We start from the raw sequence: 14,726 nt of genomic DNA on the forward strand, positions 1-14,726 counted from the left end.
TTCTCAATATGGAATATAGGTATCAGTTGGCTCATGATAAATATAAAATTCTTTATATCCAATTTCTTGTAATTTACTCTTTGTTTCATAGTCTGCATCACTTGGATAGTTAGCATATTCACTCTGATGGTTATGATATTTTATATCACATCCACTATACGCCATTGACACTTCTTTTTCTTGATGATTGGTACCTGCGAAAAAATGATAAGTTGAACTATCCACGCACATAGACCATTCTACAGAAGTATTTTGAGTTAAAAAACTATAGATTTCTCGATTCTGTTCACTAGTACCTTCAATAACCAATTGACCAGAAGATATTTGAAAAGATGTACCTTGAGGTAATTTCATTGTTGGAGCCCCATCCCATGATCCCATTGATACAAGAACTTCATCTGAATTTGTTTCGTTTGAGTAAAGTACACGCCCATCCTCTCCAATTACATATAAGGTACCTCCGATTACTCCTTTTTCTTCATTTTGACTCAATACCGGCATCTCTTTCCGAATCTCATCAATAAGTGCTCTTGTTAATTTTTGCTTCATAAGTATTAAATTTTATTTGTGTGATTCTCCAAATATAGAAATAAATTCCCATCTTTACAAAGAAATATAAATCTTTTTTTATGCAAACAAGACAATTTCCCTGGGAGTACCAAATGGATGCAAAAGATTGTGGCCCAGCATGTATCAAAATGATAGCTAAATATTACGGCAAATACTATTCGTTACAATATTTGAGGGATTTATGCGGGATAACCAGAGAAGGAGTTTCCTTTTTGGATATTAGCTATGCTGCCGAAAAAATAGGACTAAGAACTGTAGCTGTAAAGGCGACTATGGAGAATCTGACTAACAGGATTCCACTGCCATGTATCATACATTGGGACCAACACCACTTCGTTGTTGTGTATAAAACAAAAAAAGGGAAGATATATGTTTCAGATCCTGCCAAAGGCTTGCTTTCCTACCCGGAAGAGGATTTCAAAGACAGATGGTATAAGGAAGGGGAAGAATTCGGGATGCTGATGGTATTGGAGCCTATGGCAAACTTTAAGCAAATAGAAGCTCATGAACGGATAGAAAGATTCAAAAGTTTCGAAAACCTTCTCAACTATTTTACACCATATAAAAAAGCATTCGGCATATTGTTCGCTATCATGCTGATAGCTACCGGACTGCAAGCCGTACTTCCGTTTATCTCAAAGTCTGTAATAGATATAGGTATATATACTCAGGATATATCTTTCATCTATATGATGCTAATCGGCAATATTGTTCTTTTACTCAGTATAACACTGTCCAATGTATTAAGAGACTGGGTATTGCTGCATGTTTCTACCCGTGTCAATATCTCTCTCATATCGGACTATCTGATCAAACTGATGAAGCTACCGGTGACTTTCTTCGAAAATAAGCTGGTCGGTGATATCCTTCAACGAGCAGGCGATCATGAAAGAATACGCAGTTTTGTGATGAATAATTCTTTGGGGATGTTCTTCTCCATCATTACATTCGTTGTATTCAGCATTATACTGTTGATTTATAATTCTATGATCTTTTTTATATTCATAGCGGGCAGCGGAATCTATGTGGCGTGGATTTTCACTTTTCTGAGTATACGTAAAAAGCTCGACTGGGAATATTTTGAACTGAATGCCAAGAACCAAAGCTATTGGGTGGAGACCATTGAAAATGTTCAGGAAATTAAAATAAACAATTACGAAGACCTTAAACGCTGGAAATGGGAAGCTATTCAGGCAAGGATATACCGGCTGAATCTGAAAGTGTTGAAAATCAATAATGCACAGTCACTCGGTGCGCAATTCATTAATAGTATGATGAATATTGCCGTTACATTCTACTGTGCCATTGCTGTAATCAATGGAGATATAACTTTCGGGGTCATGATTTCAACACAATTTATTATAGGTATGCTGAATGGACCTGTGGCGCAGTTGGTCAGCTTTATGCAATCTGCCCAGTATGCTAAAATCAGTTTTATGCGTATCAATGAAATTCATCAGTTGAAAGATGAAGACGATTCTTCGCCGGTGGTGAGCAACAGTCTCAGTTTACCTTTAGACAAAAGTTTATATTTGAAGAATGTATCATTTCAATATTCGAGAAATGCTCCGTTGGTTTTGAAAAATATCACGCTGCAGATTCCCAAAGGAAAAGTGACCGCTATCGTTGGCGATAGTGGATGCGGCAAATCCACTTTACTCAAACTGTTGTTACGGCTTTACATGCCCTCTTATGGAGAAATCTGTATGGGAGATATGAACGTGAATAATATCAGTCTGCGCAATTGGCGAGCCAAATGTGGGTGCGTGATGCAGGATGGAAAGTTATTTAACGATACCATACAGAATAACATTGTACTGGATGATGCCAATATTGATTATGATGCGTTGCAGAAAGCAGTTGAAGTAGCCAATATCAGTCATGAAATAGAAGCCATGCCACAGGGATACCAGACGATGATCGGAGAAATGGGCAGAGGTTTAAGTGGAGGGCAACGGCAACGGGTGTTGATAGCGAGGGCGCTCTATAAAGATCCGGACTATCTGTTTTTGGACGAAGCGACGAATGCACTGGATACCATTAATGAGCAAAAAATAGTGAAGGCATTAAATAATGTTTTCAAAAACAGGACTGTCATTGTGGTAGCTCATCGGCTTAGCACGATTCGCAGGGCAGATCAAATCATTGTGTTAAAAGCAGGAATAATCATAGAGACAGGCAATCATCAAAGCCTGATGACAAATAAACAGTATTATTATAATTTAATTCAAAGTCAGTATGAGCCGGAAACAAATACCTTCTCCACAGAAGAAAGCACAGACTAAACCATCCGGAAGAAGCGAAGAACTGGATGAGATTATTGACCGGATGCCCATGGCTTTCGGAAAATGGGTGGCATTGGCAGTCATTGTATTTGCAGCATTATTTCTATTGTTCGGATGGATTATCAAATACCCGGACATGGTGACCGGGCAAATTAAAATTAATGCGCAGAACCCGACCATAAGACTTGTTGCCAACAGTACGGGGAATTTGCTGCTTCTTTCGCACAAAGCACAGGAGGAAGTGAAGAAGGGAGAGTATATAGCTGTCGTGCAAAACCCTGCTTCTACAGAGGATGTACAGAAGATTGCGGATATAATGGGCAAAATCAGCATGGAGGATGTGCAATTACCAACATTCAGAGACAGCTTTCCCGATAAAATGTCTTTGGGGGAAATTAATTCCCAGTACTATGCTTTTCTTGCCGCTCTAAAAGCCTGGTGTGATTATATGAGTCGGAACGTGTATGAAAAACAAAAGGATAATATTGCGGCAGGCATTCAATGGAAAAAAGAGATTGTTGGTGAAGCGGAGGAGGCACGGAAAGCGGCAAAAGACAGAATGGACGTCGCTCAAAAATGGCTTAAACGCTATACTTCACTCGATCGGCAACAAATAGCGACTTATGAGTATGAGACTGATCAAGTGAAGAATAATTATTTGACCACTGTACAAGAAGTACAGAACATAAACAGGGAAATTTCTTCGACCCGAATGCAAATAACAGAGGCATACCATCAGCTGGAACAGCTGGAGATTGAACAGAAGGAAAAGGAACGAAATCTGCAAGTAGAACTTTTGTCTACTTATCAAAGCCTTCGATCCAACATTGCTGCATGGGAACAGAAATATGTGCTCAAGGCTCCTTTTGATGGAAGGGTCGAATTCTTGAAGTTTATTGCGGACGGACAATTCGTTGAGGCAGGGGAATCTATATTTGGAATCATACCGAAAGAGAACCATATATATGGGCAGGTACTATTGCCGGCCAGCGGAGCCGGAAAAGTAAAACAAAACAGTAAAGTCGTTATTAAACTGGAGAACTATCCTTATATGGAGTACGGATATATCGAAGGATATGTATCTTCCATCTCCCTGGTCACCCAAACGCAAAAAACAGAAAAAAGCACTGTTGAAACTTATCTGATTAATGTAGAACTGCCCAATGGACTCACGACTAACTATGAGGAGGTTTTGGACTTTAAATATGAATTAGGAGGAACTGCCGATATGATTGTAAAAGACAGAAGATTGATAGAGCGCCTGTTTGATAATTTAAGATACCGGACTAAATAAACTCCATACTTAAATTTGCTCTCCAAGTGAATTAAACATAGATTTTGCTCCCATGCTCTCACTTTCTGCCTGTATCCCTTTATTCATCGTGGTTTTAGCTATGGTAGCAAGTGTGGTGGCAAGTATGAGAGCAAGCTGTTGCTCTCACTTTACTATATTGTATTTTTTATTGTTTCTTCAATGTTATCTTTTGGTTTACAGTGTGTTAATGTCTGACGTGTCAACCATTAACAATTGATTTCTCAGTTATTAATAATTGAGAAATCAGTTGTTAATAGCTGATAATTCATGTATTATTGACTGATAAATGATTTAGTGCTACTTGAAAGAACAGGGTAATTGAAATACCTGATATGGTCGAATGAATCGAATCATGTGGTTCATTCACTCCAATCAAAGGAGCTTTTGTTAGTTTCATACGCTTGAAACCTTTGGTTTCATGCGGTGAAACTATAGTTTCCAAGCAATGAAACTAAAAGTTTCAAGTAATGAAACCAATAGTTTCAAGCGTATGAAACTCTTATTGGAACTTTTGTTGTATTTTATTGTAAGGATAATATAGGATAACAGGCAATTTTATCCGGAGAAAAGTTTGTGCCTCGTCATATTTTATCGTACCTTTACAGGACTTAAACGATAAACAATATTGGTAGATAAACAGACAAAAAAATAGAATGAAAATAACTTTAATCAGACAAGACAGCGGGAGTGGAAAAGAAGCTCTGAGCATATGTGAAGCAGGTACATTATTCAACAAAATGAAAACGGAAACAAAATCGGGACACATTACGGCTTTGCGAGAACTTATACCGATGCTGGAAGGTACGTACAGTCAGTACGAACATATAGACAAATTGCCATATATCTATTCTGCTGTAGAATATACCCGCACCAAAGAAGGCGAACGAAAAATGAAACAATATAACGGCTTGGTACAGTTGGAAGTGAAGCGGCTGGCAGGCTTGTCCGAAATGGAATTCGTGAAGCGGCAGGCGGCACTTTTGCCTCAGACCTTTGCCGCTTTTTGCGGTTCCAGTGATCGCAGCGTGAAGATATGGGTACGTTTTGCCTTACCGGATGACAGAGGACTGCCCGAAAAAGAAGCGGAAGCGGAATTATTTCATGCCCATGCCTACTGGCTGGCGGTGAAATGCTACCAACCGATATTACTTCCTTACGATATTGCCCTGAAAGAACCTGTGCTGACACAGAAGTGTCGCATGACACTGGATGAGTCTCCTTATTATAATCCTGATGCAGTGCCGTTCTGTCTGGAACAACCGCTCACGATGCCCGGTGAAGAAACTTTCCGGCAGCGCAAACAGGGTGAGAAAAATCTCTTATCACGGCTGCAACCGGGATATGAGTCTGCGAAAACCTTCACGAAGATTTACGAGGCAGCATTGAACCGTGCGTTTCAGGAAATGGAAAACTGGAAACGTGGAGATGATTTGCAGCCTTTGCTTGTACATCTTACCGAACAGTGCTTTAAGTCCGGCATTCCCGAAGAAGAAGCAGTCCGACAGACACTCATTCATTATTATCGGGAAGAGGATGAACGGACCATACGTTCGACGATTCATAATCTTTATCAGGAATGCAAGGGTTTTGGCAAGAAAAGCAGCATAGGCAGGGAACAGGAGACGGCTTTTCTGATGGAAGAATTTATGAACCGTCGTTATGAATTTCGTTATAATACCGTGCTGGATGATCTGGAATACCGTCAGCGTGATTCCATTCACTTCTACTTTAAGCCTGTAGACAAACGTGTGCGCAACAGTATCTCTATCTGTGCTTTGAAAGAGGGCATCAATGCCTGGGATCGTGATGTAGACCGTTTTCTGAATTCGGAATATGTTCCGTTGTACAATCCTGTAGAAGAATATCTTTATGATGTCGGTCGTTGGGACGGGAAAGACCGTATTCGTGCATTGGCCGGACTGGTTCCTTGTACGAATCCGTATTGGAGGGAGTTGTTTTACCGTTGGTTTCTGAGCATGGTGGCGCATTGGAGAGGAGTGGACCGGCAGCATGGAAACAGTACGTCACCTTTGCTTGTCGGCCCGCAAGGGTATCGCAAGTCCACATTTTGCCGGATTATCCTGCCGCCGGAATTGCGTTTCGGCTATACAGACAGTATCGATTTTAAGAGTAAGCAGGAAGCGGAGCGTTATTTGGGACGTTTTTTTCTGATCAACATTGATGAGTTCGATCAGATCAATGTCAGTCAGCAGGGGTTTCTGAAACATTTGTTGCAAAAGCCTGTCGCCAACTTACGCAAGCCTCATGGTAATACTATCCGTGAAATGCGCCGTTATGCTTCCTTTATCGGTACCAGCAATCAGAAAGATTTGCTTGCCGATCCCAGTGGTAGCCGTCGTTTCATCTGTATCGAGGTGACAGCTCCTATTAAAACCAATACTACCATCAATTACAAACAGCTTTATGCCCAGGCGATGGAAGCTATTTATAAAGGCGAACGTTACTGGCTGAATGATGAGGATGAAAAGATTTTGAAGCAGACGAACCGTGAGTTTGAGCAGGCAAGCCCGTTGGAGCAGTTGTTTCATTGTTATCTTCGTCCGGCAGAAGAGAAGGAGGAAGGCGAGTGGATGACGTCCATGCAAATTTTGAATTATTTGCAGACAAAGACACGTGACAAGTTGGCTATCAATAAGGTAGCGGTATTCGGTCGTACGCTTCAGAAACTGAATATTCCTTGCCGGAAGTCTGCTAAGGGAATGCTTTACCATTTGACGAAAGTAGAGTAACTGGTTTTAAAAAAGTGAGGGCAACTGCTTGCTCTCACTTTGCTACCACTGGATCTCTCATCGCTGGAGGTCCGATGAATAGGGACGTTGAAGTCATTTGTGGTAGCATGGGAGCAAATATCAGTTATAAATCAATGGGGATTTCTTCCATCCGTTGCAATTCCCAGGTACGGAACTGTACCACAATGCAATGTAGCTTCGTGTTCTGTACAAACTGACGTACTTTGGGAGCGGCAGCATATTCTCTGATCTGTGCAACGGCTTCTTCCCATTGTGTTTCGGCTTTCGCATCGGAATCTTTCTCCGAAAGGTATTTCAATTCTATGATATAGCTATGGTTTACTTCATAATGCAACAGGTCCGGCATTAAGAATAAGTCGCAGTAGCCATGATTCAGCTCTACTTCCGGGGCAGTCAGGTAATAAGCATTCACACTCATGTAGGCAGTAAAGAATCCTTGGATATTTCGTTCACCTTCAATGGCACTACGTACTGAAGAATTTTCTTTGTAAGCATGGGCGATAAACTCCAGTGTTTTTTGCCATTGGCCGTCGAATGCCATATCATCAAACAAATCTCCTAAGCTATTCAAATCGATATGCCGTTTCTCTTGATATTCTTCCAATAGGAAATCGTAATATTGCTTACGTACATTATTGTTGGGAATGCCCAGTATCAGACGGACCCCGCGTGTGCCGGTGATGGTCAGCATGCCATAATAAAAGAGCAGACTGGGGAAGATTTCCGGGTTGGCAATTTCGGTAGCGGGAAAGGTCGTCACTAAGTTAGTGATAATTTCTCCCTCTTCGGTGATTTTGCGCAACACACCTTTGCGGTTCCCGCCCAGTTTGTCCAGTCGGATCAACTTCTTCATTTTGTTATAATCCGTGCGGGTGTTAGGGTCAATCATCTGTTTAGGAGATTTCCCCAACGTTATATAATGGCGCAGATAATAAAATACCATGTCGCAGTTGAACATTTTCGGATCACGTTCCAAGCTTTCTTCCGCAAAGCAATAATTGTCATACCACGGTTTCATTTCCTGAATCATCGCATCTATATCCGTATCTGCCGACAGTTGTCCTGCGTCTTTATAATATTGGAGCATGGTTCGCACATCCGTTTCACTGAAGCCCAGCATCATATTGAATTGAAAGTCAGTACTGATGTTCCATCCAATATTGAATCCGCTGGTGAGATCATCTAATGTGACGGGGCTGACGCCCGTCATGAAGATACGTTCGAACATGCCTTTAAACTTCTTGAAAATCTCCCGATAGAATCCGCTGGCATGCGTCAGGGCATGGTAGACTTCATTTCCTTGTTCGTTAAGAACTACGTTGGTGAAGTTGTCGTATTCGTCGATAATCAGATAGAGGCGGGAGGCATTGTTGCGGGCTTTCCGATCCAGAAAATTCAGTTTATTGGTGGAGCCTTCCAATTGCTTCATTTCTAATGCAAAGCCCGGATAATAGTATGGTTCATAAATAGATGCGAAATCATCCAGTCCGCCGCAGCAATAATCGTCAAAGTGTTGTGCCAATGTTCCATCAATTCCGGCTATGCGTGAGAAATCGAGAAAAAGTATCTGGAATGCTCCCTGCAAAGGAGTGGGCCGGCTGCCTATCCATAAATCACCGAAGCGTTTTTGAAATTTTTCTTTTTGCGAGATGTCATAATAGGCACGAAGCATGCTCAGGAAAATACTTTTGCCGAAACGCCTCGGGCGTATAAAGAATAAACTGCTGGGTTGCTTCTCCAGTAAAGGCAGATACATGGTCTTATCTACATAATATTGATTTTGTTCCACCACTTCCACGAAATTGGAAACTCCATAAGGGATTCTCTTAGCATCATTCATCATAATTCCTGTTATTTTAGTTCATTGCTCACGGAATAAGACAAAAGTAGTCTATTCCGGCTGAAAGAACAAAGAAAAGGAGAGGAAAGTTGGAACTTGAAGTGGAGAACTTATGATATGTCATGCTTTGATTTCGTTTCGTCGATTAGTCTTTATTTCTTGTTACTCCCGTACTCGTTTCACCGTTTCCTCAACCAGACTATCCAAATCAAAATCAATATTATAATCCTTTTTTATCTGAATGTTTCTTATTTGATTGACCAATGAATGCGGTTTCACTCTTCGGGTCATTTCTATTTCCATTAGTCTTTCGGGAAAACGTTTGCGAATTTCATCAATATCTCTCATAAACAGTGAATCTTCTTTCTCGTAGAGGGCATTGGCTGCTTCTGCCAGAATGAAAGCTCCCAGACTGTCAGGATATTGCTTTAATACCGCCTGAAGAAAGGCTCTGCTTTGGCCGAAACTTTCGTGAGCTTCGGTGTACATGTCTTTGGCAGCCTGAAGTAATCCTAGCTGAAACAGATATTCACCGGTAATTGCTTTTTTCTTCATCGCGAGCGTTTGTACATGCAGGGCGGAGTCCAGTTCTCCCATTTCAGATAAAAGCTTGGCTTTTATGCCATAATAGTCGGGATTTAGACTGTCGATTGCCAAAGCTTTATCCAGAAAGCGGATGCATTTTCGAGTGGAGTCTACGTCATAAGAAGATTCCATTAGTGTCATTGCTTGCTGGTAGAAACTGTCTGCCTGAAGATTGATATGATGAGGAGTGATGTCTACTTTGGGCTCTTGCCGGGAATGGCAACCTGTGGTTGTAATAATCATTGACAAGATAGTTAATAAGAAGCCCGATTTTCTGGATTTTATATTCATAATTCTTATCATCTAATTTTATAAAAAGTAAGACTGGCGAAGAACTCGATAAGAAAATGTGTCTAATCTGATATTATTTTGTTCTTCGTCAGTCTTTTCTTGTTTTATTAAATGCCTAGCTGTTCTCTTGCCCAGGCTTCATCATGTCTTATTCTGTAAAGGTATATCTCGGACATATTCCACCATGCGCTGCCTGCGACAGTATAATTTAATGGATCTTTGTCACGGCGAGCCGTAGGAGTAAATCGGATATAGTTATAGGCTTGTTTTCCGCTCACATTGTTTTTAGCGGTAGCATGTCCACCGTTTGTTGTCGGCAGATTGAACTCTTCACTACCCATACTTTCAAAGAACTCACCGTTCATGCTTCCATATATCGTTGCGGCTTTTACGTCGCCTCCGTTATTCACTCCGCTTTGACGTGCATCATATTCAAAACAAAGGTCTTTTAATGGTTTGCTCAGTTTGATCTGGACATAATGGGCTTCTGTTGTAACAGGAGCATTCCATTTAGTATGATAATAAGTACTGACTTTGCCATCAATCAATGCCGGTAAACCACCTCCGTCTCCGACATGATTGGCATTGTCGGAAAGCATGTCGATAGTAAGAGTAACCCGTTCCATCTCGGAAGCTTCGCCGGAAATGCCTGTCACTGTTACCGGACTATCTGTCTCCATACCCGTAGGACCATAGGTGTTGATAGTAAATGAGTATTCACCTGCACATTGGTAAGTATCATCTATGATATAGGATGTTGTCTTATAGTCATTTATCACGATCTCTTTATTTTCTTTCGTGACTTTATCGTAATAGGTAATCTTTATCTTGTTGAAGTCTACATCTTCAGGTATCTCCCATTGCAGCTGAATACTTCCGGCTCCCGGAGTAGCAGTAGCATTGATTACATTTAAAGGAGGTGTCGCGATAAATCCGGCCTGTTTTACTGTGACTATGAACTGACTTGGTACTTTGTCGGTGCTATTGGTGCTCTTGAAGGTTATCTTTCCTTCACGAGGTTGATTCTCAACTTCAGTGTTGGCTTTAATGATAAAGCTTTCGGAGACATCACGCAGTGCTCTTGAAGCGGGTAGTGATACTGGAGTGATCCAGGATTGGGCGGATTCTTCGATTTCATAGGTATATGACACTTCACCGGCAGGAGAATTCACTTTGAAAGGAATAGTGATTGTTTCTCCCATTGCCTTCACTTCATAAATCTTCTTGTCTTCATCGATTTCGACTATATAACCTCTGGGTTGTTGCTTTATCAGGAAAGAAGCTGTATAGCTGTAATTCTGGGAAGACTGGAGGATAATCGTACAATAACGTACGTCAGTCTCGGTGCTTTTATCCAGCGTAAATTTCAGTTCCTGTTTGTTTACGTCTTCCGCTGCACGCGTCTTTGCATCAAATGTGGCAGGTTGCTCTGCCAGACGTATCCAGTCGCAAGTGTCTGGTATAATGATATTATCCAGATTCAGGTTGGTTGCTACAGGAATTGTCAATGTTTCTCTTTCTGCATCTATTATTTCTACATATCCTTCCTGTTGTAGCTTGTCACCTATCAGGATGGCCGGTTCTTTACCAAACTGCGAGACAGTGATGGAATAGCTTTGATGACCATAGGCTACAGTGATTTCTGCCCGGCGTTGTTTGTATATATTGTTTGCACTGGTAGATACGACTACTTTGCCCTCGTGTTGTACTACCTTGCACCATTCTGCATTGGACTGGGCACTCCATCTGTCGAGTGGTACATTGGTCTGCACTTCAATTTCATGTTCTCCTCCCAGAAGTGGGAAAGTGATAGGTGCCTGACTTTTATCAGGAACTACGAGCGTTTCTACTTTAAACTCGGTTTCGTAATCGGGCGAACAAGAGATAAGTCCGGAAGCAATTCCGAATATGCTTGCGAGCCCGATGATTAATATATTTTTTTTCATACTCATTTGATTTGATTACAAGTTATCTACTCTTGGGTTAAATTCATATCGTAGTTTGGCTTTCACTTCCCGGTAAGGGGCGGTGGATTCCAGGCGATATTTATAATGCAGACGGAACTCTTTGTAATAAGTGGCACGTCCGTCGGGAGTACGGATAGCGTTTAACAGGAATGTGTTGTCGTAATCATCGATTGGAGTAAGTTGTACTACATCGACCGGATCCACTTCCACATCATTAACTCTGTCATGCGCTCTGATGGTAAGTTCTCTGGCCTGAGGATTCTCCGGTTGCTGCTCGCCAATTTCCAGAATGATACTCTTAGATACAATTCTGCTTCTTGCTGTCTTATAATCGCCAAGATCTTCATCACCTGCCATCATGCGTACCGAATTGGCACCGATCGGGAATACTTGATTGGCATTTGTCGGTCTACGGACTTCGGGACTACCACTGGGGTTAGGAATTACAATCGTACTGCTTGTATAATTGTAGTAGGTAGAAGTCTTTGTCGTTGCGTAATAGTTTTCTTTATAGATACGCAATAATACATGACTTTTATCCGGATTATAATTAGGTGTTTTTTCCGGATCTATCTTGTAATCCAGAAAATAAATAGAATCCGGTGAAATCTTTTCCAGATTTTTCAGATAGATCGGAAACATTACTTTGGAAGTGCCTGCCTGAATATCCAGTTCCTTATTGGGAAAATCATAGCATTCATCGGGAAGCAGTTTGGCAAATTTTTCTTTTTCTATATCAAAGTTGGATTTGTTGTATGCTTTCAGCAAAGAGTCCGATTCCAGAAGAGCTACATGGTGTGTGTTAGGGCTTATTTGTGAGCCGCTAACCGTGGCAACCAGATAGATCGTATCTTTTTCTTGTCCTACATTAGCCACCTGCCGGTCGTAGATCAGACTCGAATTACTGAGTAAGCCTACTTCGTTCCGGTATTGTTCCTGGTCGAAATCGTATTCATTGCAAGCACTTAATACACCTATAAGGGTGCAGAGCATTATATTAAATTTCTTTTTCATATTCAGTCTGTTATTCATGTTTTGATATTATCTGTCCCATCCGAAATTCTGGTCGGCATTGGGAACCTTCAGCAATTCATCATGGCGGATCGGTAAGAATACCATTTTAGGCAGTGCAATGCGGTCTCGCACATTTTGTGTATTGATCGTCACAATATTCCAGAATCCTTCATTACCGTTGGCGTTTGTACGGTCTTTTGTCACATCCAGTCCCCGCCAGTTGGAGCTGTTGGCATCTTCGTCCAGATAGGTTCCCCACCTGCGCGTATCGAAATATCGGTATCCTTCGTTAAAGAGCTCTACCTGACGTTCATTGCGGATGATTTTTTCAAAATTGTCTGCTTCTGCCATGTCGTTGGCATCTACTCCCGGCAAGCCGACGCGATAACGTATCATGTTGAAATATTTAGCCATTTCTGCCGGATCACGGCTAACGGTTTCCTCAATAAGTGTACCTGTATTGTCGGATACTTCTACGGTCACTGTACCTTCTACACGGTTCAATGCTTCTACATATTCCAGTAGCACTTCACCATAACGAATGATAGGGAACGGTTTAGGGCTGGTGACGAATGCGCCTTTTACACTCCCTTTGCCGTTAGCCCATGAGTCGTCCGGATGAATGTATTTGACGGGAACATAACCGCTGACACTGTAGTCGTTTACGTTATTTCCGGCACCGGCAATTCCGGCATTGGTATCATCGTGAGAATACCAGAATTGCTGATTGACGTAGGAGGCGTCGGTAGAAGCTGAACTCATCGGCCAGTAGCGACCCGGAAAACCTATCGAGGCATAGAAGCGTGCCGAACGATTGGCGTACATCATAGGTACGTTTTCCCTCAGTAGGTATGTCCCCAGTTTTTTGGATTCGCCGGTGAGTCTGCTGAAGTCCGGTTCATATGGATATTCTGCCGATGAATTATGAATAGTCCGCCCATCTGCCATCAGATAGCAATCAATTACCCTCTGCGGCACAGACATTGAACCCCATCCGCCAAACTTGACAGGGAATGAGTGATGGGTATAGTTAGTGACGTTACTGGATTCCATCGCCCAGATGAATTCTTTATTAGTCTGTATGATACCTTCTCCTGTGAACATGTCGGAGTAAGAGTGATAAGGATCGATATTGCCTGCTCCGTCAGGGAAGTTAGCAGTAGGGACATTGGAGGCCAGAGGATATGGGTTCTGGGCATCTGCTTCCACTGTATGTAGCTCGTATCCCATTTTGGTCAGCTGTTTGGCGGCAGCTGCTGCGACGGCCCAGCGTCTCGGGTCATACTCTTGATTGACATAGTAGGCTCCGTCGCTTTTACGTTTCCAGGTCCCGAAACATTTACGGGCTGCAGCTCCGCCATTGAAAAGCGGTGAAGCCTGGAAGAGGCGCAAACGGGCGATGAGTGCCATGGCTGCTCCTTTGGTCGGACGTTGATAATAGTTGACGCTTTGCTCATCCGCCGAATAGATGCCTTGAGTTGCCAGGCGGAATTCATCGCATATATAATCTACAGACTCATCATAGGTAGCCCGTTCGCGATTATAATATTCGGCAGGTTCGGAGGTGCTCAGTTCTTCATCGCCCACGATAATCAACGGTCCCCAGTTCATCAAAAGATGATAATAAGCGTACCCACGCATAAAGTGAACATATCCGATATAACGTCTTCTGTCCATTTCGTTCATATCAGGTACATTGTAGACTTCTTTGAGCATTTTGTTACATCTTGCTACAATGACATACATGTCGTACCATTGGTTTTGGATAGGCAGATTTCTGCTGTTGATGGTACCTACGGAAAATTGTAGTCCCCAAAATTCATTTGTCTGATATTTAAGTGTTATTTCGTCCGAAGCAGATTCCCCCGGATTCCAGGAATTTCCCCAGATAGCCCCTGCGTCGGGAAAACCTTTCGGAGTGTTCCAGAGATAACCTTCAGCATTTTTCTTGCTGTGAAAGATGGAGTCTTCTTTGAAAGTAGCTTCGAAGTATGGGTCTACATCCAGAAAATTGCAGGAACTGAGTAGTAGTGTACTTCCTACTGTTGCTCCCAATATTATTTTGAATAACTTTTTCATGAGTGTTCT

General features: G+C 41.9%; 9 protein-coding genes. 3 read left to right on the forward strand and 6 right to left on the reverse strand.

What is annotated here, in order from left to right; translation table 11 throughout:
- Nucleotides 1-3: 3 nt before the first annotated feature.
- Nucleotides 4-549 carry a JAB-like toxin 1 domain-containing protein gene (locus K6V30_RS10010; RefSeq protein ID WP_010536885.1) on the reverse strand — a complete coding sequence of 182 codons (546 nt, stop codon included), beginning with the start codon at nucleotides 547-549 and terminating at the stop codon, nucleotides 4-6.
- Between the two features lie 80 nt (nucleotides 550-629).
- Between K6V30_RS10010 and K6V30_RS10015 the strand changes: the two genes are divergently transcribed.
- The 3 genes from K6V30_RS10015 (at nucleotide 630) to K6V30_RS10025 (ending at nucleotide 6,920) form a co-directional block, all read left to right on the forward strand.
- A complete protein-coding gene (locus K6V30_RS10015) occupies nucleotides 630-2,855 on the forward strand; it encodes a peptidase domain-containing ABC transporter (protein ID WP_010536886.1) in 2,226 nt (741 codons plus the stop codon).
- Nucleotides 2,809-4,149: an HlyD family secretion protein gene (locus K6V30_RS10020; protein WP_010536887.1), complete on the forward strand. Its 1,341-nt coding sequence runs from the start codon at nucleotides 2,809-2,811 to the stop codon at nucleotides 4,147-4,149. The genes K6V30_RS10015 and K6V30_RS10020 overlap by 47 nt, the downstream gene beginning before the upstream one ends.
- 674 nt (nucleotides 4,150-4,823) lie before the next feature.
- Nucleotides 4,824-6,920, forward strand: a complete 2,097-nt coding sequence (locus tag K6V30_RS10025) for a BT4734/BF3469 family protein (protein ID WP_010536888.1) — start codon at nucleotides 4,824-4,826, stop codon at nucleotides 6,918-6,920.
- Nucleotides 6,921-7,044: 124 nt separating this feature from the next.
- On the opposite strand, the gene K6V30_RS10030 is transcribed toward K6V30_RS10025, so the two are convergent.
- The 5 genes from K6V30_RS10030 to K6V30_RS10050 all read right to left on the reverse strand — a co-directional run bounded on the left by K6V30_RS10030 (nucleotide 7,045) and on the right by K6V30_RS10050 (nucleotide 14,717).
- On the reverse strand, nucleotides 7,045-8,781 hold the full coding sequence (locus tag K6V30_RS10030; RefSeq protein ID WP_055270356.1) for an ATP-binding protein: 1,737 nt from the start codon (nucleotides 8,779-8,781) through the stop codon (nucleotides 7,045-7,047).
- A 162-nt stretch (nucleotides 8,782-8,943) separates the two neighbouring features.
- On the reverse strand, nucleotides 8,944-9,657 hold the full coding sequence (locus tag K6V30_RS10035; protein WP_010536890.1) for a tetratricopeptide repeat protein: 714 nt from the start codon (nucleotides 9,655-9,657) through the stop codon (nucleotides 8,944-8,946).
- Nucleotides 9,658-9,764: 107 nt separating this feature from the next.
- Nucleotides 9,765-11,609, reverse strand: a complete 1,845-nt coding sequence (locus K6V30_RS10040) for a BACON domain-containing protein (protein ID WP_081030889.1) — start codon at nucleotides 11,607-11,609, stop codon at nucleotides 9,765-9,767.
- A gap of 9 nt (nucleotides 11,610-11,618) precedes the next feature.
- Complete coding sequence (locus K6V30_RS10045) at nucleotides 11,619-12,638, reverse strand: BT_3044 domain-containing protein (protein ID WP_224207286.1); 1,020 nt, start codon at nucleotides 12,636-12,638, stop codon at nucleotides 11,619-11,621.
- 27 nt (nucleotides 12,639-12,665) lie between these two features.
- Nucleotides 12,666-14,717, reverse strand: a complete 2,052-nt coding sequence (locus K6V30_RS10050; RefSeq protein ID WP_011109191.1) for a RagB/SusD family nutrient uptake outer membrane protein — start codon at nucleotides 14,715-14,717, stop codon at nucleotides 12,666-12,668.
- Between the last annotated feature and the right edge of the window lie 9 nt (nucleotides 14,718-14,726).

It is taken from the genome of Bacteroides faecis (assembly GCF_020091505.1).
GTDB lineage: Bacteria > Bacteroidota > Bacteroidia > Bacteroidales > Bacteroidaceae > Bacteroides > Bacteroides faecis.

Coding starts and splice junctions, on each gene's coding strand:
- K6V30_RS10010 (WP_010536885.1), bottom strand. CDS start 549: ATGAAGCAAAAATTAACAAGAGCACTTATTGATGAGATTCGGAAAGAG.
- K6V30_RS10015 (WP_010536886.1), top strand. CDS start 630: ATGCAAACAAGACAATTTCCCTGGGAGTACCAAATGGATGCAAAAGAT.
- K6V30_RS10020 (WP_010536887.1), top strand. CDS start 2,809: ATGAGCCGGAAACAAATACCTTCTCCACAGAAGAAAGCACAGACTAAA.
- K6V30_RS10025 (WP_010536888.1), top strand. CDS start 4,824: ATGAAAATAACTTTAATCAGACAAGACAGCGGGAGTGGAAAAGAAGCT.
- K6V30_RS10030 (WP_055270356.1), bottom strand. CDS start 8,781: ATGAATGATGCTAAGAGAATCCCTTATGGAGTTTCCAATTTCGTGGAA.
- K6V30_RS10035 (WP_010536890.1), bottom strand. CDS start 9,657: ATGAATATAAAATCCAGAAAATCGGGCTTCTTATTAACTATCTTGTCA.
- K6V30_RS10040 (WP_081030889.1), bottom strand. CDS start 11,609: ATGAGTATGAAAAAAAATATATTAATCATCGGGCTCGCAAGCATATTC.
- K6V30_RS10045 (WP_224207286.1), bottom strand. CDS start 12,638: ATGAAAAAGAAATTTAATATAATGCTCTGCACCCTTATAGGTGTATTA.
- K6V30_RS10050 (WP_011109191.1), bottom strand. CDS start 14,717: ATGAAAAAGTTATTCAAAATAATATTGGGAGCAACAGTAGGAAGTACA.